The 19,418-nt window shown below is 70.1% G+C and carries 11 protein-coding genes, 1 tRNA gene, 1 rRNA gene and 1 pseudogene; 13 read left to right on the forward strand and 1 reads right to left on the reverse strand.

Annotation, left to right across the window (positions count from 1 at the left end; translation table 11 throughout):
* Positions 1-2 precede the first annotated feature (2 nt).
* From rrf to AOQ37_RS35580, 3 genes are all read left to right on the forward strand, one after another.
* Positions 3-119, forward strand: a 5S ribosomal RNA gene (gene rrf, locus AOQ37_RS35570).
* 114 nt (positions 120-233) lie between these two features.
* Positions 234-896: a DegT/DnrJ/EryC1/StrS family aminotransferase gene (locus AOQ37_RS35575; RefSeq protein WP_062650898.1), complete on the forward strand. Its 663-nt coding sequence runs from the start codon at positions 234-236 to the stop codon at positions 894-896.
* 76 nt (positions 897-972) lie between these two features.
* A tRNA-Thr gene (locus AOQ37_RS35580) sits at positions 973-1,048 on the forward strand.
* Positions 1,049-1,107: 59 nt separating this feature from the next.
* Here AOQ37_RS35580 and AOQ37_RS35585 read toward each other — a convergent pair.
* Positions 1,108-3,849: a SpoIIE family protein phosphatase gene (locus AOQ37_RS35585; RefSeq protein ID WP_062650900.1), complete on the reverse strand. Its 2,742-nt coding sequence runs from the start codon at positions 3,847-3,849 to the stop codon at positions 1,108-1,110.
* 386 nt (positions 3,850-4,235) lie between these two features.
* Here AOQ37_RS35585 and AOQ37_RS35590 point away from each other — a divergent pair, with 386 nt between their 5' ends.
* The 10 genes and pseudogenes from AOQ37_RS35590 to AOQ37_RS35635 form a co-directional block, all read left to right on the forward strand.
* Entirely contained in the window at positions 4,236-9,698 is a 5,463-nt protein-coding gene (locus tag AOQ37_RS35590; protein ID WP_107085390.1) for a HAMP domain-containing hybrid sensor histidine kinase/response regulator, read from the forward strand.
* 271 nt (positions 9,699-9,969) lie between these two features.
* Complete coding sequence (locus AOQ37_RS35595) at positions 9,970-10,659, forward strand: response regulator (RefSeq protein WP_062650904.1); 690 nt, start codon at positions 9,970-9,972, stop codon at positions 10,657-10,659.
* Between the two features lie 164 nt (positions 10,660-10,823).
* Positions 10,824-13,547: a DNA translocase FtsK gene (locus AOQ37_RS35600; protein WP_062650906.1), complete on the forward strand. Its 2,724-nt coding sequence runs from the start codon at positions 10,824-10,826 to the stop codon at positions 13,545-13,547.
* A 255-nt stretch (positions 13,548-13,802) separates the two neighbouring features.
* The gene (locus tag AOQ37_RS35605; protein WP_062650908.1) at positions 13,803-14,645 is read left to right on the forward strand and encodes a helix-turn-helix domain-containing protein; all 843 of its coding nucleotides are present in this window, start codon (positions 13,803-13,805) and stop codon (positions 14,643-14,645) included.
* A gap of 89 nt (positions 14,646-14,734) precedes the next feature.
* Positions 14,735-16,204: a 30S ribosomal protein S12 methylthiotransferase RimO gene (gene rimO, locus AOQ37_RS35610; RefSeq protein ID WP_078890539.1), complete on the forward strand. Its 1,470-nt coding sequence runs from the start codon at positions 14,735-14,737 to the stop codon at positions 16,202-16,204.
* Positions 16,201-17,082, forward strand: coding sequence for a CDP-diacylglycerol--glycerol-3-phosphate 3-phosphatidyltransferase (gene pgsA, locus AOQ37_RS35615; protein ID WP_062650912.1), 882 nt, complete (start codon positions 16,201-16,203; stop codon positions 17,080-17,082). The genes rimO and pgsA overlap by 4 nt, the downstream gene beginning before the upstream one ends.
* Entirely contained in the window at positions 17,079-17,624 is a 546-nt protein-coding gene (locus AOQ37_RS35620; protein WP_062650914.1) for a CinA family protein, read from the forward strand. Before pgsA ends, AOQ37_RS35620 begins: the two co-directional genes overlap by 4 nt.
* Positions 17,625-17,733: 109 nt before the next feature.
* Positions 17,734-18,114 carry a helix-turn-helix domain-containing protein gene (locus AOQ37_RS35625; RefSeq protein WP_062650917.1) on the forward strand — a complete coding sequence of 127 codons (381 nt, stop codon included), beginning with the start codon at positions 17,734-17,736 and terminating at the stop codon, positions 18,112-18,114.
* A 317-nt stretch (positions 18,115-18,431) separates the two neighbouring features.
* Positions 18,432-18,902 carry a Dps family protein gene (locus tag AOQ37_RS35630; RefSeq protein WP_062650918.1) on the forward strand — a complete coding sequence of 157 codons (471 nt, stop codon included), beginning with the start codon at positions 18,432-18,434 and terminating at the stop codon, positions 18,900-18,902.
* A 301-nt stretch (positions 18,903-19,203) separates the two neighbouring features.
* Positions 19,204-19,418, forward strand: a pseudogene (locus tag AOQ37_RS35635) (hypothetical protein); the annotation flags it as partial.

The following is a 19,418-nucleotide window of genomic DNA, read 5'->3' on the forward strand; positions in this document are numbered from 1 at the left end:
CTTTCGGTGGTCATAGCGTGAGGGAAACGCCCGGTTACATTCCGAACCCGGAAGCTAAGCCTTACAGCGCCGATGGTACTGCAGGGGGGACCCTGTGGGAGAGTAGGACACCGCCGAACAATCATTCAAAGGGTTGGTCCCTGAACTTGGGTTCAGGGACCAACCCTTTTTTGTTTTCGGCCACTTGAAGTTCATGTTCCGCCCTCAGCATCCACGGCATGGGTACTGCTGCAATGCTCAGGGCCGCGGGCGTCGGAGTCGGTGACGAGGTCATCGTGCCGGCCTTCGGGAACGTGGAGGTCGCCGGAGCAGTGGCCCTGGCGGGTGCGCTTCCGGTGTTCGCCGACGTCGATCCGGTGACGTACTGCCTGGATCCGGCTGCCGTGGAGGCCGTCGTAACTCAGCGCACCGCGGCGGTTGTTGTCGTGCACCGCTTCGGCCGGCCCGCGGATGTCGGGCGGTTGCACGGGGTGGGGCAGCGGCATGGACTGCTGGTGTTGGAACAGGGGGAGTCCGAGGCGCCGTACGACGAGATCGCGCGGCGCCGGGAGCGGGCGGCCTACCTGGACGGGCGGTTGCGTGGGGTGCGGATGCCGGACGGCGGCGACGGGCACACCTATCAGCAGTACGTCGTAAGGGTGCCGGGGAACGGGCGGCCGGACCGGGACGCGTTCGCTCGGGCCCTGCGGGGAAAGGGAGTCGAGGCCCGGGTGCCGGTGAAGACGCCTTTGCACCGGCTGCCCGAATTCCGTCGGTGTGTGTCGTTGCCGGAGACCGAGCTGGCGGCGGACGAGACCCTCGCGCTGCCGGTGGACGCCTCGTTGACCAAGCGGGACATGCAGCGGATCGTGTCCGCCTGCAACGCGCTCGGCGGACTGCTTCAACCCGCCTTCTGAACGAGTTTGGGAACACCGGCCAGTTCGGGGTACGATCTGTTCTGTTGCCGCGAGGGAAACCTCGAAAAGGCGACAGGCCCTCTTAGCTCAGTCGGTAGAGCGTCTCCATGGTAAGGAGAAGGTCAACGGTTCGATTCCGTTAGAGGGCTCCACGGAGAAAGCCCCCGCCCTTCCGGGCGGGGGCTTTCTGCATGTGCTGCGGAATCTTTTCTCAGGCCACCCGCATGGCCAGGATCGCCATGTCGTCGGACGGTGCGTCGGAGGCGAAGCGCTCCACCGCGCGCATGATGCGGGCCGCGACCGCGCCGGCGGTGAGACCCGTACAGGTGGTGAGGACGTCGGCCAGGCCGTCGTCGCCCAGCATGCGGGTGCCCTCACGGCGCTCGGTGACACCGTCAGTGACGCAGAGGAGGACGTCGCCCGGGTCCAGGGTGACCGTCTCCTCGTAGAGCTCCAGGTCCTCCATGACGCCCAGCAGGGGCTGCGGCTCGGCGGCCGGCTCGACGGTGCCGTCCTGGCGCAGGCGCAGGGGGAGCGGGTGCCCGGCGCAGACCACCTTCAGTTCGGCGCTGCCGTCGGCCTGCGGGCGCATCTCGCCGTACAGGAGGGTCAGGAAGCGGCTGCGGGCGCCCTCGTCGAGGATGGCCGAGTTCAGGCGCTCCAGGACCGCCGGGCCGCTGAGGCCCTCGCGTGCCAGGAGGCGCAGGGCGTGGCGGGCCAGGCCGGTCACCGCCGCCGCGTTCGGGCCCGTGCCGCAGACGTCGCCGATGGCGAAGCCGTACGCGCCGTCGCTGATGGGGAAGACGTCGTAGAAGTCACCGCCGACCTCGTTGCCCTCGCCGGCCGCTCGGTAGATGACCTCGACCTCGACGCCGTCGATCTCGGGGAGCTCAGGCGGCAGCAGGCTGCGCTGGAGGGCCTGGCTGATGGCCGTGCGCTCCGAGTAGAGGCGGGCGTTGTCGAGGGCGAGGGCCGCCCGGCGGCTCAAGTCCTCGGCCAGCTCGAGGATTTCCTGGCGGAAGTGTTCGTCGGTGGGCTTGCCGAGGGTCAGCATGCCGATGACGCGGTTGCGGGCGACCAGGGGGAGCACGACCGTCTCGCCGCCCACCGCCGAGGCGGTGGCGAGCGTGGGGCCGATGCCGGAGGCCACCTGGTGGTTCGGGCCGCCGGTCAGGCCGAGGCTGCGCATGGAGCTGCGCAGGGCCGCGTCGTGCGCGGCGGCGGCCGGGGCGGCCCAGACCCTGGCGCCGGGGGTGGGGACCGGGTCGGGCGGTGCGATCTTCGAGAGCAACGACTTGATGCCGTCGATGAACTCCTCGTCCTCGTGCAGGACGTAGGAGAGGTAGGGGTCGGAGGCCTGGTCGGCGATCGTGTAGACCGCGCACCAGGTGGCCAGGGTCGGCACCGTCATCTGGGCCATCAGGGCCAGGGTCTGGTCGCGGTCCAGGGTGCCCGCGAGGAGGTCGGAGGCCTCGACGAGGAAGCTGAGGGAGCCTCGGCGCAGGCGTTCCAGCTCGCCGAGGCGGGCCGACTCCACGGCCAGGGCGATGCGGTCGGCGGCGAACTGGAGGCGCAGCGCCTCCTCGTTGGAGTAGCGGCCTGAAGCCTCCGCGGCGACGCCGAGGGAGCCGGTCAGCCGGCCTTCGACCTTCAGCGGGACGGTGACGACCGAGCGCATGCCCGTGCCGTTCAGCAGGGGTACGGCGCCAGGCACGGCCAGCAGGTCCTCGTGGACGGCCGGCATGCGGGCCGAGCCGTAGCGGCCGGGGCCCGCCTCGACGGGGACGCGTGCGAAGCGCTGGCGGGCGGAGGGCAGGCCCGTGGAGGCGCGGACCTCCAGCTCGGTCTCGTCGTCGGTCGCCAGGAGGAGGAAGGCGGAGTCGCCGTCGAGCATGTCGCGGGCGCGTTCGACCGTGCGCTGGAGGAGCCCGTCGAGGTCGTCCGGCGCGGGGGAGCCGATGAACACCTCGAAGGGGTCGGTGTTCTGGCCGTCGGAAGTGGTGGCGGGGTCGGAGGCCGGGCCGCGCGAGGGGGTCTGGAGGACGGCGCGTTCGTGGTCGCGGACGAGCAGGCAGACGGTGGAGGGCTCGCCGTCGGTGTCGCGGACGCGCAGGTGGGAGGCGTACACGGGGGTGACCCGGCCGTTGGCGCCGCGGATGCCGTAGCTGCCCTCCCAGCGGGAGAGCTGGAGGGCCTCGACGATGCCGGTGCTGGTGCCGGGTGTGTGCGGCCAGGCGGCGAGGTCGGTGAGGGGTTTGCCGGTGACCTGGTCGGCCGGGTATCCGAAGAGTTCCTCGGCGTCTTCGTTCCAGGCCGAGATGGCGCCCGTGCGGTCGATCTGGACGACCGCCACGCGGACGCGGCTGTCGGCCAGCGGGAGGAGGTCGGCCGGGAGGGAGGGGCCGGCCGTGCGGGTGCCGACCGGGCGGTCGGGGAGGTCGAGCTGGAACCAGACCTGTTTGTGGGTGGGGGTGTACTCGACGCCCCAGCGGCCGGCGATGGCCGCGCACAGCTGGAGGCCGCGGCCTCCTTCGCGGTCCGGGCTGCCCATGGTGGCCAGGGAGCCCTGGAGCGGAATCTCCCGTTCGGGATATCGGTCGGACACCTCGACGCGTACGCCGTCGGCGCTGCGCAGACACAGGACGTCGGCGTGGGTGCCGGCGTGGACGACCGCGTTGGTCACCAGTTCGCTGGTGAGGACCACGGCGTCGTCGATGATGTCGGCGAAGCCCCAGCCCTGGAGGGTGTCGCGGACGAAGGCGCGGGCGGTCGCCACCGATCTCCCGACGGGCTCGAAGCTGGCAGCCGCACGCGCGGTGATCACTGAACTCCTCGGCCGGTCGTCGACGTGCGGGGCGCCCTGGCCGGTCAGGTCGCCTCGTTGATGGGGTGGGCGCGTGCCGGAGGGCCGGGGGTCCGGGGTCTGTCCCCCCGGGATCAGTCCGGTGGTCATGTGTGCGGCCGCCCCTCCGATGCCCGCTCGTGCTCGTGCCACCGCCCAGGCCGGTCGGACCGGCGTGGCTGGACAGCCGCATGCAAGGTTACTTACCTTCCCCGCCCCTACGGATGCCGGTCGCCAGTGTTTCCGCCCGAGGGTGTGCGGACGATGTGCGAAGCTGCCGAACTGTTATGGCCTGGTTCGGCAAGGGTGAAACACTGGGCAGGCTTGTTGTGAAGGTCCGGGCGGACCGGGTGTCTTCTGAGCACAGGGGGCAGCAGTCCTCCGGGTCCGCCTGATTTCATCGGGCGGAAGCCCGAGTGGCGACGAGTGGCAACAGGTACGGCGAGCAGTAGCACCCCAGGCACAGCGGTATCGGTCGATCCCTGCGGGAGGGACAAGTGGAGTCTGGCGCAGCGACGCGGGGCACTAAGACGCGCGCGAAAGGCGGACAGTCTCTGAGCAGGCCGCGTACACCACGTGGTGGGACGACCGTCGTGGACACGGCGGCCCTGAACCGGCTGCTGGGGGCCCTCGGGTCCATGCGGGACGGCAATTTCCGCAAGCGGCTCACGGTGTCCGGGGACGGCGTGATGTCGGAGATCGCGGCCGTGTTCAACGAGGTCGCGGACCGGAATCTGCATCTCACGGGTGAGCTCTCGCGGGTCCGGCGCATGGTGGGGCGTGAGGGGAAGCTCACCGAACGGCTGGAGACGGGTGCCTCCGAGGGGTCCTGGGCGACGGCGATCGAGAACTCGAACGCGCTGGTCGACGATCTCGTACGGCCTGTTTCCGAGGTCGGGCGGGTGCTGTCGGCGGTCGCCGAGGGTGATCTGTCGCCGCGGATGGAGCTCAGGACGCAGACGCCGGAGGGGACCGGGCATCCGCTGCGGGGTGAGTTCCTGAAGGTCGGGCGGACGGTCAACAACCTCGTCGACCAGCTCTCGACGTTCACCGACGAGGTCACCCGGGTGGCCAGTGAGGTGGGCACCGAGGGCAAGCTGGGCGGTCAGGCCCAGGTGCGCGGGATGTCCGGTTCGTGGAAGGACCTGACGGAGTCCGTCAACACGATGGCGTACCGGCTGACGGCGCAGGTGCGGGACATCGCGCTGGTGACGACGGCCGTGGCCAAGGGTGATCTGTCCCGGAAGGTGACGGTTCACGTCGAGGGCGAGATGCTCGAGCTGAAGAACACCGTCAACACGATGGTGGACCAGCTCTCCGCGTTCTCGGTCGAGGTGACCCGGGTGGCCCGCGAGGTGGGCACCGAGGGCATCCTCGGCGGCCAGGCGCAGGTGTCCGGCGTGGACGGGGTGTGGAAGGAGCTCACCGATTCGGTGAACACCATGGCCGGGAACCTGACGGCCCAGGTGCGCGGGATCGCGGAGGTGACGACGGCGGTCGCCAACGGCGACCTGTCGCAGAAGGTGACGGTGTCGGCGCGCGGTGAGGTCGCGCAGCTCGCGGACACGATCAACCAGATGACCGAGACGCTGCGGACGTTCGCGGACGAGGTCACGCGGGTGGCCAACGAGGTGGGGGCCGCGGGGCAGCTGGGCGGCCAGGCGAACGTGCCGGGCGCGGCGGGTACCTGGAAGGACCTGACGGACTCCGTCAACACGGTCTTCCGCAACCTCACCACCCAGGTGCGGGACATCGCGGCCGTGACGACGGCGGTGGCCAGCGGGGACCTGTCGCAGAAGGTCACGGTGGACGTGGCCGGCGAGATGCTGGAGCTGAAGAACACCGTCAACGGGATGGTCGACCAGCTGTCGGCCTTCGGCGCCGAGGTGACGCGCGTGGCGCGTGAGATCGGGGTCGAGGGTGAGCTGGGCGGTCAGGCGCAGGTGTCGGGCGCGGCCGGGACGTGGAAGGACCTGACGGACTCCGTCAACACGGCGTTCCGGAATCTCACCGGACAGGTGAGGAACATCGCGCAGGTGACCACGGCCGTGGCCAACGGTGATCTGTCGCAGAAGGTCACGGTGGACGTCTCGGGTGAGATGGCCCAGCTGAAGAACACCGTGAACACGATGGTGGACCAGCTGTCGTCGTTCGCCGACCAGGTGACCCGGATGGCACGGGACGTGGGCACGGAGGGCCGGCTGGGCGGGCAGGCCCGGGTGGACGGCGTGTCGGGCACCTGGAAGGAGCTGACGGACTCCGTCAACTCGATGGCCGGGAACCTGACCTCCCAGGTGCGCAACATCGCGCAGGTGACGACGGCCGTGGCCCGCGGCGACCTGTCGCAGAAGATCGACGTCGACGCGCGCGGGGAGATCCTCGAGCTGAAGAACACCATCAACACGATGGTCGACCAGCTCTCCGCCTTCGCCGACCAGGTGACCCGGGTGGCGCGGGACGTGGGTACCGAGGGCCGGCTGGGCGGGCAGGCGCAGGTGCCCGGTGTGGCCGGTGTGTGGCGGGACCTGACGGACTCGGTGAACGGCATGGCCGGCAACCTCACCGCCCAGGTGCGCAACATCGCGCAGGTCGCCACCGCCGTGGCCCGCGGTGACCTCTCGCAGAAGATCACCGTGGACGCGCGCGGGGAGATCCTCGAGCTGAAGAACACCTTGAACACGATGGTCGACCAGCTGTCGTCGTTCGCGCAGGAGGTCACGCGAGTGGCCCGTGAGGTGGGTACGGAGGGGCAGCTCGGCGGACAGGCCGAGGTGCAGGGTGTCTCCGGCACCTGGAAGGACCTCACGCAGTCCGTGAACTTCATGGCGAACAACCTGACGATCCAGGTGCGTCAGATCGCCGAGGTCACGACCGCGGTCGCCAAGGGTGACCTGTCGAAGAAGATCACGGTCGACGCCAAGGGCGAGATCCTGGAGCTCGTCACCACCGTGAACACGATGGTGGACCAGCTGTCGTCGTTCGCGGAGCAGGTGACCCGGGTGGCCCGTGAGGTGGGCACCGAAGGGATCCTGGGCGGTCAGGCGCACGTGCCGGGTGTCACGGGCATCTGGAAGGACCTCAGCGGCAACGTCAACCTGATGGCCAAGAACCTGACCATGCAGGTGCGCAACATCTCCCAGGTCGCGGCGGCGGTCGCCAACGGCGACCTGACGCGGCAGGTGACGATCGAGGCGCGTGGTGAGGTCCAGCAGCTCGCCGACACCTTCAACACCATGGTGAAGACGCTGAGCTCGTTCGCCGAGCAGGTCACCAAGGTGGCCCGTGAGGTGGGCACGGACGGGATCCTGGGCGGTCAGGCGCATGTGCCGGGTGTGGCGGGCACCTGGAAGGACCTCACCGACTCGGTGAACGGGATGGCGTCCAACCTGACCGGTCAGGTGCGCAACATCGCCATGGTCACGACGGCCATCGCCAAGGGTGACCTGACGAAGAAGATCGACATCGACGCGCGCGGGGAGATCCTCGAGCTGAAGACGACCATCAACACGATGGTCGACCAGCTGTCGTCGTTCGCCGAGGAGGTCACCCGGGTCGCCCGTGAGGTGGGCACCGAGGGGCAGCTCGGCGGTCAGGCACGCGTGCGTGACGTGGACGGCACCTGGCGTGACCTGACCGAGTCGGTGAACGAGATGGCCGGGAACCTGACCCGGCAGGTGCGTGCCATCGCGCGCGTGGCGACCGCGGTGACCCGCGGTGACCTGAACCTGAAGATCGACGTGGACGCGTCCGGGGAGATCCAGGAGCTCCAGGACTACATCAACAAGATGATCGCCAACCTGCGCGACACCACGATCGCCAACAAGGAGCAGGACTGGCTCAAGGGCAACCTCGCGCGCGTGTCCGCCCTGATGCAGGGCCGGCGCGACCTCCAGGACGTGGCCTCGCTGATCATGAGCGAGCTGCCGCCCCTGGTGGCCGCCCAGCACGGGGCGTTCTTCCTGGCGATGCCGCCGGCCGAGGGCGACACGGACCTGTACGAGCTGCGGATGCTGGGCTCGTACGGCTACTCGATGGGCTCCATGCCGACGTCGTTCCGGCCCGGTGAGGCGCTGGTCGGGACGGCGGCGGAGGAGAAGCGGACGATCCTCGTGGCGAACGCCCCGACCGGCTATCTGAAGATCTCCTCGGGGCTCGGCGAGGCGCCGCCCGCGCAGGTGATCGTGTTGCCGGTGCTGTTCGAGGGCCAGGTGCTCGGGGTGATCGAGCTGGCGTCGTTCACGCCGTTCACGCAGATCCAGAAGGACTTCCTGAACCAGCTCGCCGAGATGATCGCGACCAGCGTCAACACGATCTCCGTCAACACCAAGACGGAGCAGCTGCTGAAGAACTCGCAGGAACTGACCGAGCAACTGCGGGAGCGGTCGGCGGAGTTGGAGCAGCGGCAGAAGGCCCTTCAGGCGTCCAACGCCGAACTGGAGGAGAAGGCCGAGCTGCTGGCCCAGCAGAACCGTGACATCGAGGTGAAGAACACCGAGATCGAGGAGGCGCGGCAGGTCCTGGAGGAGCGGGCCGAGCAGCTCGCGGTGTCGATGCGCTACAAGAGCGAGTTCCTCGCCAACATGTCGCACGAACTGCGCACGCCGCTCAACTCGCTGCTGATCCTGGCCAAGTTGCTCGCCGACAACGCGGACACCAACCTGACGCCGAAGCAGGTCGAGTTCGCGGAGACGATCCACGGGGCCGGGTCCGACCTGCTCCAGCTGATCAACGACATCCTCGACCTGTCGAAGGTCGAGGCGGGCAAGATGGACGTCTCGCCGACGCGTATCGCGCTCGTCCAGTTGGTCGACTACGTGGAGGCCACCTTCCGTCCGCTGACGGCGGAGAAGGGCCTGGACCTGTCCGTGCGGGTGTCGCCGGAGCTGCCGGCCACGCTGCACACCGACGAGCAGCGACTGCTCCAGGTGCTGCGCAACCTGCTGTCCAACGCGGTGAAGTTCACCGACTCCGGTTCGGTCGAGCTGGTCATCCGGCCGGCCGGGGCGGAGGTGCCGGTGGCGATCCGGGAGCAGTTGCTGGAGGCCGGTTCGCTGACCGACGCGGACGCGCCGCTGATCGCGTTCTCGGTGACCGACACCGGCATCGGGATCGCGGCGAGCAAGATGCGGGTGATCTTCGAGGCGTTCAAGCAGGCGGACGGGACCACCAGCCGTAAGTACGGCGGTACCGGTCTCGGGCTGTCGATCTCGCGGGAGATCGCCCAGTTGCTCGGCGGTGAGATCCACGCGCAGAGCGAGCCGGGCCGTGGTTCGACGTTCACGCTCTATCTGCCGCTGCACCCGAGCGAGCTGCCGCCGCAGGGCTATCAGCAGGTCGTGCCGGCGCTGGAGGCCGGCGACCTGGTGGCGTCCGAGAACGGGGCGCGCGAGCTGTCGGAGCTGTCCGACGCGGAGATCGAGATGCCGGCCGAGGTGCGGTCGTACCAGGACGCGCAGAACGGTCCGGCGGCTCTCTTCCGGCGCCGGCGCCGGATGGTGAGCGGCGGTGAGCAGGTGGGGCGGCCGGAGCAGTGGCCGGCCCGCACGCAGGAGGCCGGGGCGCCCGCGCGCGTGGGCATCCGGTTCGGCGGCGAGAAGGTGCTGATCGTGGACGACGACATCCGCAACGTGTTCGCGCTGACCAGCGTCCTGGAGCAGCACGGTCTGTCGGTGCTGTACGCGGAGAACGGCCGTGAGGGCATCGAGGTCCTGGAGCAGCACGACGACGTGGCGGTCGTCCTGATGGACATCATGATGCCCGAGATGGACGGCTACGCGACGACGACGGCCATCCGCCGGATGCCGCAGTTCTCCGGGCTGCCGATCATCGCGCTGACCGCGAAGGCGATGAAGGGCGACCGGGAGAAGGCGATCGAGTCGGGTGCCTCCGACTACGTGACCAAGCCGGTCGATCCCGATCACCTGCTGTCGGTGATGCGGCAGTGGATGCGGGACGAGTGAGGTGACCTGAGGTGACCTGCGGTGCGACGGGAACCTTCGACGGGCGCCGGGAGTTGCTGACTCAGGGTGTCCGGTGCCGTGTAGCGGGGTGGAATTCGGGGAACCTTCTGGTCTCCTGCTGCGTTCCTGCTACGTGCACAGTGACATCACGGTGACAGGGTGTGGCGACGGTCGGGGTGCGGCTACCATGACCGGCACAAGGAAGGGCGGCGCACAGGAGTCGTCCCCAGGGGCGGCGCCCGGTGCACTGCCGGGGCGAGGAGGGCGGGCCATGGTGCAGAAGGCCAAGATCCTCCTGGTCGATGACCGGCCGGAGAATCTGCTGGCGCTGGAGGCGATCCTCTCTGCGCTCGATCAGACGCTGGTGCGGGCATCGTCCGGGGAAGAGGCGCTGAAAGCACTGCTGACGGACGACTTCGCGGTCATTCTGCTGGATGTCCAGATGCCGGGCATGGACGGCTTCGAGACGGCCGCGCACATCAAGCGGCGGGAGCGGACCCGGGACATCCCGATCATCTTCCTCACCGCGATCAACCACGGGCCGCACCACACCTTCCGCGGGTACGCGGCGGGCGCGGTCGACTACATCTCCAAGCCGTTCGACCCGTGGGTGCTGCGCGCGAAGGTCTCGGTGTTCGTCGAGCTCTACATGAAGAACTGCCAGCTGCGCGAGCAGGCGGCGCTGCTGCGGCTCCAGTTGGAGGGCGGCGGCGGCAAGGCCGCCGCGGGCGGTGGCGTCAAGGAGTCCGCGGGGCTCCTCGCCGAGCTCTCCGCGCGGCTCGCGGCCGTCGAGGAGCAGGCCGAGGCCCTGTCCAAGCAGCTGGACGACGAGTCCGCGGACGCGGCCGCGGTGGCCACGGCGGCGCACCTGGAGCGCAAACTCACCGGTCTGCGCCGGGCGCTCGACGCGCTGGAGCCGGGCGCCGGCGGCGGCGCGGCCGCGTTGCCGTCACCGAACTGAACGGAACTGACGCGTGCCGCGCATCGAGTTGTGCATGAGGGCGCGTCAGTTCCCTCTCCACCGAGGGCGGCCGTGTCACTTCCGTGTCTTCGACAGGGCGACACGAACGGGTGAAGCAGTGGGCACACGTGTCCGCTGTGGTCTCCACCGGTAACCTCACACCCATGGCCTCACGTCCGTCCGCAGCCAAGAAGCAGCCAGCCAAGAAGGCGGCTGCTCCCGTGAAGGCTCCGGCGAAGAGGGCCGCCGCCAAAAAAGCCCCGTCGAAGAAGGCGCCCGCCAGGAAAGCCGCGGCGAGGAAACCCGCGCCCGCGCCGGCTCCCAGCCCCACGGGGGGCGTCTACCGGCTCGTGCGCGCCGTCTGGCTGGGCCTGGCGCACGCCGTCGGCGCCGTGTTCCGCGGCATAGGGAACGGCGCGAAGAACCTCGACCCGGCGCACCGCAAGGACGGCGTCGCGCTGCTGCTGTTCGGCCTCGCGCTGATCGTCGCCGCGGGCACCTGGGCCGACCTGCGCGGGCCGGTCGGCGACCTCGTCGAGATCCTGGTGACCGGCTCCTTCGGGCGGCTCGACCTGCTGGTGCCGATCCTGCTGGCGGTCATCGCCGTGCGCTTCGTCCGGCATCCCGAGAAGCCCGAGGCCAACGGCCGTATCGTGATCGGCCTGTCCGCGCTGGTCATCGGCGTGCTCGGCCAGGTCCACATCGCGTGCGGCGCGCCCGCCCGCAGCGACGGCATGCAGTCGATAAGGGACGCGGGCGGACTCATCGGCTGGGGTGCGGCGACCCCGCTGACGTACACCATGGGCGAGGTCCTCGCCGTACCGCTGCTGGTGCTGCTCACGGTCTTCGGGCTGCTGGTCGTCACGGCGACGCCGGTCAACGCCATCCCGCAGCGGCTACGGCAGCTCGGGGTGCGGCTGGGAGTGCTGCACGACCCGGCGGCGGACGAGTACGACGACTTCGACGACGACGCGCGCTACGACGAGCAGTGGCGCGAGGCACTGCCCGGGCGCCCCCGCCGGCGCTCGGGCGCCGACCGGCCCCAGGACCCCGAGGACGCCGAGCAGGAGGCGCTCTCCCGGCGGCGTGGCCGCCCCCGGCGCTCCGCGGTGCCGCAGCCGGCCATGGACCGGGGGATGGACGCCGTGGACATCGCCGCGGCGGCCGCGGCCGACCTCGACGGCGCCGTCCTGCACGGCATGCCGCCCTCGCGGATCGTCGCCGACCTCACCCAGGGGGTGAGCGCGGGCGACGGGGAGCCGACCACGCCGACGCCCGTTCCGGCACCGGCCTCCCGGCCCAAGCAGGAGAAGCTCAGAACGGGCGGGGGAGCGGTCCCCGACCTGACCAAGTCGGCGCCCCAGGAACCGCGCGAGCTGCCGGCGCGCGCGGAGCAGCTCCAGCTGTCCGGCGACATCACCTACTCGCTGCCCTCGCTCGACCTCCTGGAGCGCGGCGGCCCCGGCAAGGCGCGCAGCGCGGCCAACGACGCGGTCGTCGCCTCGCTGACGAACGTCTTCACCGAGTTCAAGGTCGACGCGGCCGTCACCGGCTTCACGCGCGGGCCGACGGTCACCCGGTACGAGGTCGAGCTCGGTCCCGCCGTGAAGGTCGAGCGGATCACCGCGCTGGCGAAGAACATCGCGTACGCCGTGGCCAGCCCGGACGTGCGGATCATCAGCCCGATCCCCGGCAAGTCCGCGGTCGGCATCGAGATCCCGAACACCGACCGGGAGATGGTCAACCTCGGCGACGTGCTGCGGCTCGCGGACGCGGCCGAGGACGACCACCCGATGCTGGTGGCGCTCGGCAAGGACGTCGAGGGCGGCTACGTGATGGCCAACATGGCCAAGATGCCGCACGTCCTGGTGGCCGGAGCCACCGGTTCCGGCAAGTCGTCCTGCATCAACTGCCTGATCACGTCGATCATGGTCCGCGCCACCCCCGAGGACGTGCGGCTGGTCCTGATCGACCCCAAGCGCGTCGAGCTGACCGCCTACGAGGGCATCCCCCACCTGATCACGCCGATCATCACCAACCCGAAGCGGGCCGCCGAGGCGCTCCAGTGGGTCGTACGGGAGATGGATCTGCGCTACGACGACCTGGCGGCGTTCGGCTTCCGGCACATCGACGACTTCAACGAGGCCATAAGGAACGGCAAGGTCAAGCTGCCCGAGGGCAGCGAGCGTGAGCTTCAGCCGTATCCCTATCTGCTGGTGATCGTCGACGAGCTGGCCGACCTGATGATGGTCGCGCCGCGTGACGTCGAGGACTCGATCGTGCGCATCACGCAGCTCGCGCGCGCGGCCGGCATCCACCTGGTGCTCGCCACCCAGCGCCCGTCGGTCGACGTCGTCACCGGACTGATCAAGGCGAACGTGCCCTCGCGGCTCGCCTTCGCCACCTCCTCGCTCGCCGACTCGCGCGTCATCCTCGACCAGCCGGGCGCCGAGAAGCTGATCGGCAAGGGCGACGGGCTGTTCCTGCCGATGGGCGCGAACAAGCCGGTCCGTATGCAGGGCGCCTTCGTGACCGAGGCCGAGGTCGCGGCCGTCGTCCAGCACTGCAAGGACCAGATGGCGCCGGTCTTCCGGGACGACGTCACGGTGGGCACCAAGCAGAAGAAGGAGATCGACGAGGACATCGGCGACGACCTCGACCTGCTGTGCCAGGCGGCCGAGCTGGTCGTCTCCACCCAGTTCGGATCGACGTCCATGCTCCAGCGCAAGCTGCGCGTCGGCTTCGCCAAGGCCGGACGGCTGATGGACCTGATGGAGTCGCGGAACATCGTCGGACCCAGTGAGGGTTCCAAGGCGCGTGACGTTCTCGTGAAGCCGGACGAGTTGGACGGCGTGCTCGCCGTGATCCGAGGGGATTCTGGGGGGTAGACGTCAGTCAGGGAAGCGGCCGCCGACCGTGACTCACCCGTTAGAGAGCAGTGGGCAACCGTTTCCCTTTGGCATACGTCCAGTTGAGCGAGAGGACAGGTGCGGCTCCCCGCCGGGGCCGTAACCGGCCCGTCATCGGTGTGACCGGCCATACCGATGGCGTACAAAGTCGTACCGCCCGGTTGCCCCCCCCTTTGGCACCCCCCCTAGACTGAACCTCCAGCACAGGTGGCTACACGCTCGAAAGGCGCCCCCGTGTCCATCGGCAACTCCCCTGAAGACGAGCGTCCGTTCGAAGACCCGTCCGAGGAAGCCCCCCTCTCCATCGGCCGCGCCCTGAAGCAGGCCCGTATCGCGGCCGGGCTGACCGTCGATGACGTCAGTTCCGCCACCCGGGTCCGCATCGCCATCGTCCACGCCATCGAGTCCGACGACTTCGCCCCCTGCGGCGGGGACGTCTACGCCCGCGGGCACATCCGGACCCTGGCCAGGGCCGTCCATCTCGACCCCGCCCCGCTGATCGAGCGCTACGACGACACCCACGGCGGCCGTCCGGCCCCCACCCCGGCCGCTCCCCTCTTCGAGGCGGAACGTATCCGCCCCGAGCGGCGCGGGCCGAACTGGACCGCGGCCATGGTCGCCGCGATCGTCGCCGTGGTCGGCTTCGTCGGCTTCACCGCGTTCACGGGCGGCGACGGCTCGACCGACCAGGTCGCCGACGGCACCACCCCGACGACCGGCGGGACCGCCTCGCCCACGACGAAGACCGACAAGACCGACAAGCCCGTCGACCGGAAGCCCGAACCCTCCGACAGCGCCATCGCCGCGGCCCCGCAGGACAAGGTGACCGTCCAGGTCAGCGCCGCGGACGGCCGGAGCTGGGTAGCCGTCAAGGACCACAACGGCCGACTGCTCTTCGACGGCCTGCTCAAGCAGGGCGAGTCCAAGACCTTCCAGGACAGCGAGAAGATCAACCTCGTCCTCGGCGACGCCGGCGCGATCGATCTCTACGTCAACGGCAAGAAGCTCGACGACGACTTCCGGCCCGGCGCCGTGGAGCGTCTGACGTACACGAAGGGCGACCCTCAGGTCGGATGAGCCGGGCGTGGCTTCGGGTGTACGGGGTTGGCGAAGATCGCCAACCCCGTCGACGTTCGGTGTCGGTGGGACAAAGTAGTCTTGAGCCCATGCCTGAACGCCGTACCGTCGCACTCGTCACCCTTGGCTGCGCCCGTAACGAGGTGGACTCGGAGGAGCTCGCAGGCCGTTTGGAGGCGGACGGCTGGCAGCTCGTCGAGGACGCCGAGGACGCGGACGTCGCCGTCGTCAACACCTGCGGCTTCGTCGACGCCGCCAAGAAGGACTCCGTCGACGCCCTGCTGGAAGCCAATGACCTCAAGGGTCACGGCAGAACCCAGGCCGTCGTGGCGGTGGGCTGCATGGCCGAGCGGTACGGCAAGGAGCTCGCCGAGGCCCTGCCCGAGGCCGACGGCGTGCTCGGCTTCGACGACTACTCCGACATCTCCGACCGCCTCCAGACCATCCTGAACGGCGGCATCCACGCCTCCCACACCCCGCGCGACCGGCGCAAGCTGCTGCCGATCAGCCCGGCGGAGCGGCAGGACTCGGCCGCGTCGGTGGCCCTGCCCGGCCATGGGCCGAACGACCTTCCCGAGGGTGTCGCCCCGGCCTCCGGCCCCCGTGCGCCCCTGCGGCGCCGGCTAGACGGCGCCCCGGTCGCCTCGGTCAAGCTCGCCTCCGGTTGTGACCGGCGCTGCTCCTTCTGCGCCATCCCGTCCTTCCGCGGCTCCTTCATCTCCCGCCGGCCGAGCGATGTGCTGAACGAGACGCGGTGGCTGGCCGAGCAGGGCGTCAAGGAGATCATGCTGGTCTCCGAGAACAACACCTCCTACGGCAAGGACCTCGGCGACATCCGGCTGCTGGAGTCGCTGCTGCCCGAGCTGGCGGCCGTCGACGGTCTCGAGCGGGTGCGGGTCAGCTACCTCCAGCCGGCCGAGATGCGGCCCGGTCTGATCGACGTGCTGACCTCGACGCCGAAGATCGCCCCCTACTTCGACCTCTCCTTCCAGCACTCGGCGCCCGGCGTGCTGCGCGCGATGCGCCGCTTCGGCGACACCGACCGCTTCCTGGAGCTGCTCGACACCATCCGCGGCAAGGCACCCCAGGCGGGTGTGCGCTCCAACTTCATCGTGGGCTTCCCCGGTGAGACCGAGACCGACCTGGCCGAGCTGGAGCGCTTCCTGAACGGCGCGCGCCTCGACGCGATCGGTGTCTTCGGCTACTCCGACGAGGAGGGCACCGAGGCCGCGACCTACGACGGCAAGCTCGACGTGGACGTCGTGGCCGAGCGGCTCGCCCGGGTCTCCCGGCTCGCCGAGGAGCTCGTCTCGCAGCGGGCCGAGGAGCGCGTCGGCGAGACCGTCCACGTCCTCGTCGAGTCGGTGGACGATGAGGGCGTGCACGGCCGCGGTGAGCACCAGGCTCCGGAGACGGACGGCCAGGTGCTGCTCACACCGGGCGGAAACCTGAGCGTCGGTCGTATGGTCGAGGCGAAGGTGGTCGGTACCGAAGGTGTCGACCTGGTGGCCGAGCCCCTGCCGGGTTCGTCCGGGTGTAGTGAGGAGGCGGGCAGATGACGGGTGTTCCGGCATCGGCCGCGGGCGGCTCCTCGCAGGCTTCACCGGCTTCGCAGACCGCGCCCGGCTCCCAGGGTCCGCAGACGGCGTCCGTCTCGCAGACCGCCGCAGCCGGTTCCCAGGTCGCGCAGACCGCCGCCGCTTCGCAGGCTTCCCGGAACGCGCGGGCGGAGGGAGCCGCAGCGGCTCCCCCGGACGTCTCGACCGCCGCTGAGACGGACGTGAGCACCGATCCCGAGGGTGCCGCCAAGCCGCCGCGGGGCGCGAAGCTGGCGGCCGCGGCCGTCAACCAGGCGAGCGTCTGGAACATCGCCAATCTGCTCACGATGCTCCGGCTGATCCTGGTGCCCGGCTTCGTCGCGCTGATGCTGGCCGACGGCGGCTACGACCCTGCGTGGCGTGCGTTCGCCTGGGCCGCCTTCGCGATCGCCATGATCACCGACCTGTTCGACGGGCACCTCGCGCGGACGTACAACCTCGTCACCGACTTCGGGAAGATCGCCGACCCCATCGCCGACAAGGCGATCATGGGAGCGGCGCTGATCTGCCTCTCCTCGCTCGGCGACCTGCCGTGGTGGGTGACGATCGTGATCCTCGGCCGGGAACTCGGGATCACGCTCCTGCGTTTTGTGGTCATCCGGTACGGCGTCATCCCGGCCAGCCGGGGCGGCAAGCTCAAGACGCTCGTCCAGGGCGTGGCCGTCGGGATGTACGTCCTGGCGCTGACGGGATGGCTGGCCACCCTGAGGTGGTGGGTGATGGCCGCGGCCGTCGTCCTGACCGTGGTGACCGGGCTCGACTACGTACGACAGGCCGTTGTGCTGCGCAGGCAGGGAATCGCCGAGCGCAAGGCCGCGTTGGAGGAGACGCAAGCGTGAATTCCCCGGCCACCGAGGCGGTGCGACTACTCACGGTGAGAGAAGAGACGCTCGCCGTGGCCGAGTCGCTGACCGGTGGTCTGGTGGCGGCGGAGATCACCGCGGTCCCGGGCGCGTCCAGGGTCTTCCGCGGTTCCGTCACCGCCTACGCCACCGACCTCAAGCACGCACTGCTCGCCGTGGACGCGGACCTGCTGGCCGCGCGCGGGGCCGTGGACGCGCAGGTCGCGGCCGAAATGGCCGCGGGAGTGCGGAAGGCCCTGGGGGCCGACTGGGGCATCGCGACCACCGGCGTCGCCGGCCCCGACCCGCAGGACGGACAGCCGGTGGGCACGGTTTTCGTGGCCGTGGACGGCCCGTCCGGCGCGGCCTCCGGTTCTGCCGGCGGCGGAAAAGTGGAGGCCCTGAGGTTGAACGGCGACCGGGCGGAAATTCGTAGAGAGAGTGTACGGAGCGTACTCGCACTGCTCCTGACAGAGCTTGCGGGCGAACAGACCGGGAATGAGCGGGCACAGGATACGGAACAGAACGGGGGGTTTTGATGTTTGCAGCCCTGAGTGAACACGACATCGCTCCCCGCACGGCCGCAGCGCAAGGCGGTACGGTGGGGCGTGAAGGATGCGGCTACGCGGTCCGAGGAGGGAGCCACCGATGATTCTGCTCCGTCGCCTGCTGGGTGACGTGCTGCGTCGGCAGCGCCAGCGCCAGGGCCGTACTCTGCGCGAAGTCTCCTCGTCCGCCCGAGTCTCACTCGGCTATCTCTCCGAGGTGGAGCGGGGGCAGAAGGAGGCTTCCTCCGAGCTGCTCTCCGCCATCTGCGACGCGCTGGACGTACGGATGTCCGAGCTCATGCGGGAAGTGAGCGACGAGCTCGCTCTCGCCGAGCTGGCTCAGTCTGCTGCCGCCACCCCCAGCGAGCCTGTACCGGCGTCGGTCCGTCCGATGCTGGGTTCCGTGTCGGTGACCGGTGTGCCACCGGAGCGGGTGACCATCAAGGCACCCGCCGAGGCGGTGGACGTGGTCGCCGCGTGACATTCACGCGCGCGGGCGTGTGACGCGTGGGCATGCGACGCGACACAGGCACGTAGGAAGGCAAGTGTGAGGCCCCGGCCGGGGCTTCTCCGGGAAGACCCGGAGAGGGTGTGGCCGGGGTTTTTCGCGTCTGTGGTGCGGGGCTTCGCGTGTGCCGTCCGTTTGCCATCGTTTGCGGCCGGGGGTTCGTCGCGTCTGCGGTGCGGGGGGCTTCGCGTTTGCCCTTCGGGATCTTCGCGTCTGCCGTCCGTTTGCCGGTGCGGGGTGCCGCGGTCATCGTGGAGGGGCACGGCGGGGGCCAACCACCGGAGGTACCGATGTTCGTCGTGAAGAGTCCCCTGTCCGACGCCGACCAGAAGACCGTCTCGGAGGCGCTTCAGGGCGCGCTCGTCGATCTGGTCGACCTGGCGCTCGTCGCCAAGCAGGTCCACTGGAACGTCGTCGGGCCCCGTTTCCGGTCCGTCCACCTCCAGCTCGACGAGGTCGTGGACGTCGCCCGCGCCCACTCCGACACCGTGGCGGAACGTGCCTCGGCCCTGGGCGCCTCGCCGGACGGGCGGGCGGCGACGGTGGCGGCAGGCAGCGGCATCGGTGCGGTGCCGGGGGGCTGGGTCAAGGACGCCGACGCGGTGAGCGCGCTCGTCGCCGCTCTGGGCGCGGCGATCACCCGGATGCGGGAACGGGTCGCGGCCACGGGAGACGCGGATCCGGTGAGCCAGGACATCTTCATCGGGATCACCGCCGATCTCGAGAAGCATCACTGGATGTTCCAGGCGGAGAGTGGGTGAGGCGGTCGGGGCGGGGATTTGGGCTGGGGTTGGGCAGAGGTTGGGGCTGGGCAGGGGTCGGGCGCGGGCAGCGGATCCGTTCGGTTCGGCTCTGTTCGGCTCTGTTCGGCTCTGTTCGGCTTGGTGGGCGGGTGTGGTGCCCGCGTGCCCTGCGCCCGCCTCTGCGGGGCCCGGTCGTCCGGCGTCGGCCTCCCGTGAGCGGGCGGGGCTACGGGGTGTCGGGTGAGGCTGGGGGCTGGAGGTGACGGCTGTGGTGAGGCGAATAGCGGGGCGAGGGGCGCTGCTGGGGCTCGGCCTCGGAATGGGCACGGTGTGGTGGTGGGCCGTGCTGAGGCTCGCCGTGGCACCCGACGCCGGGGCGCTGGAGGGAGCGGTCGCCGCCGGGGGGTGGGGGCTGAGCCTGCTGCCCGTGCACTGCCTGGCCAAGGCGCGAGCGGTGGGGGCGCTGGGGGAGGGGCGGTGGAAGGCTGCCTGGCGGGGGGCTGAGGGGGCCGCGGGGGCCGCGGGTGCGGCGGG

The organism is Streptomyces maremycinicus (assembly GCF_001184025.1).
Lineage (GTDB): Bacteria > Actinomycetota > Actinomycetes > Streptomycetales > Streptomycetaceae > Streptomyces > Streptomyces maremycinicus.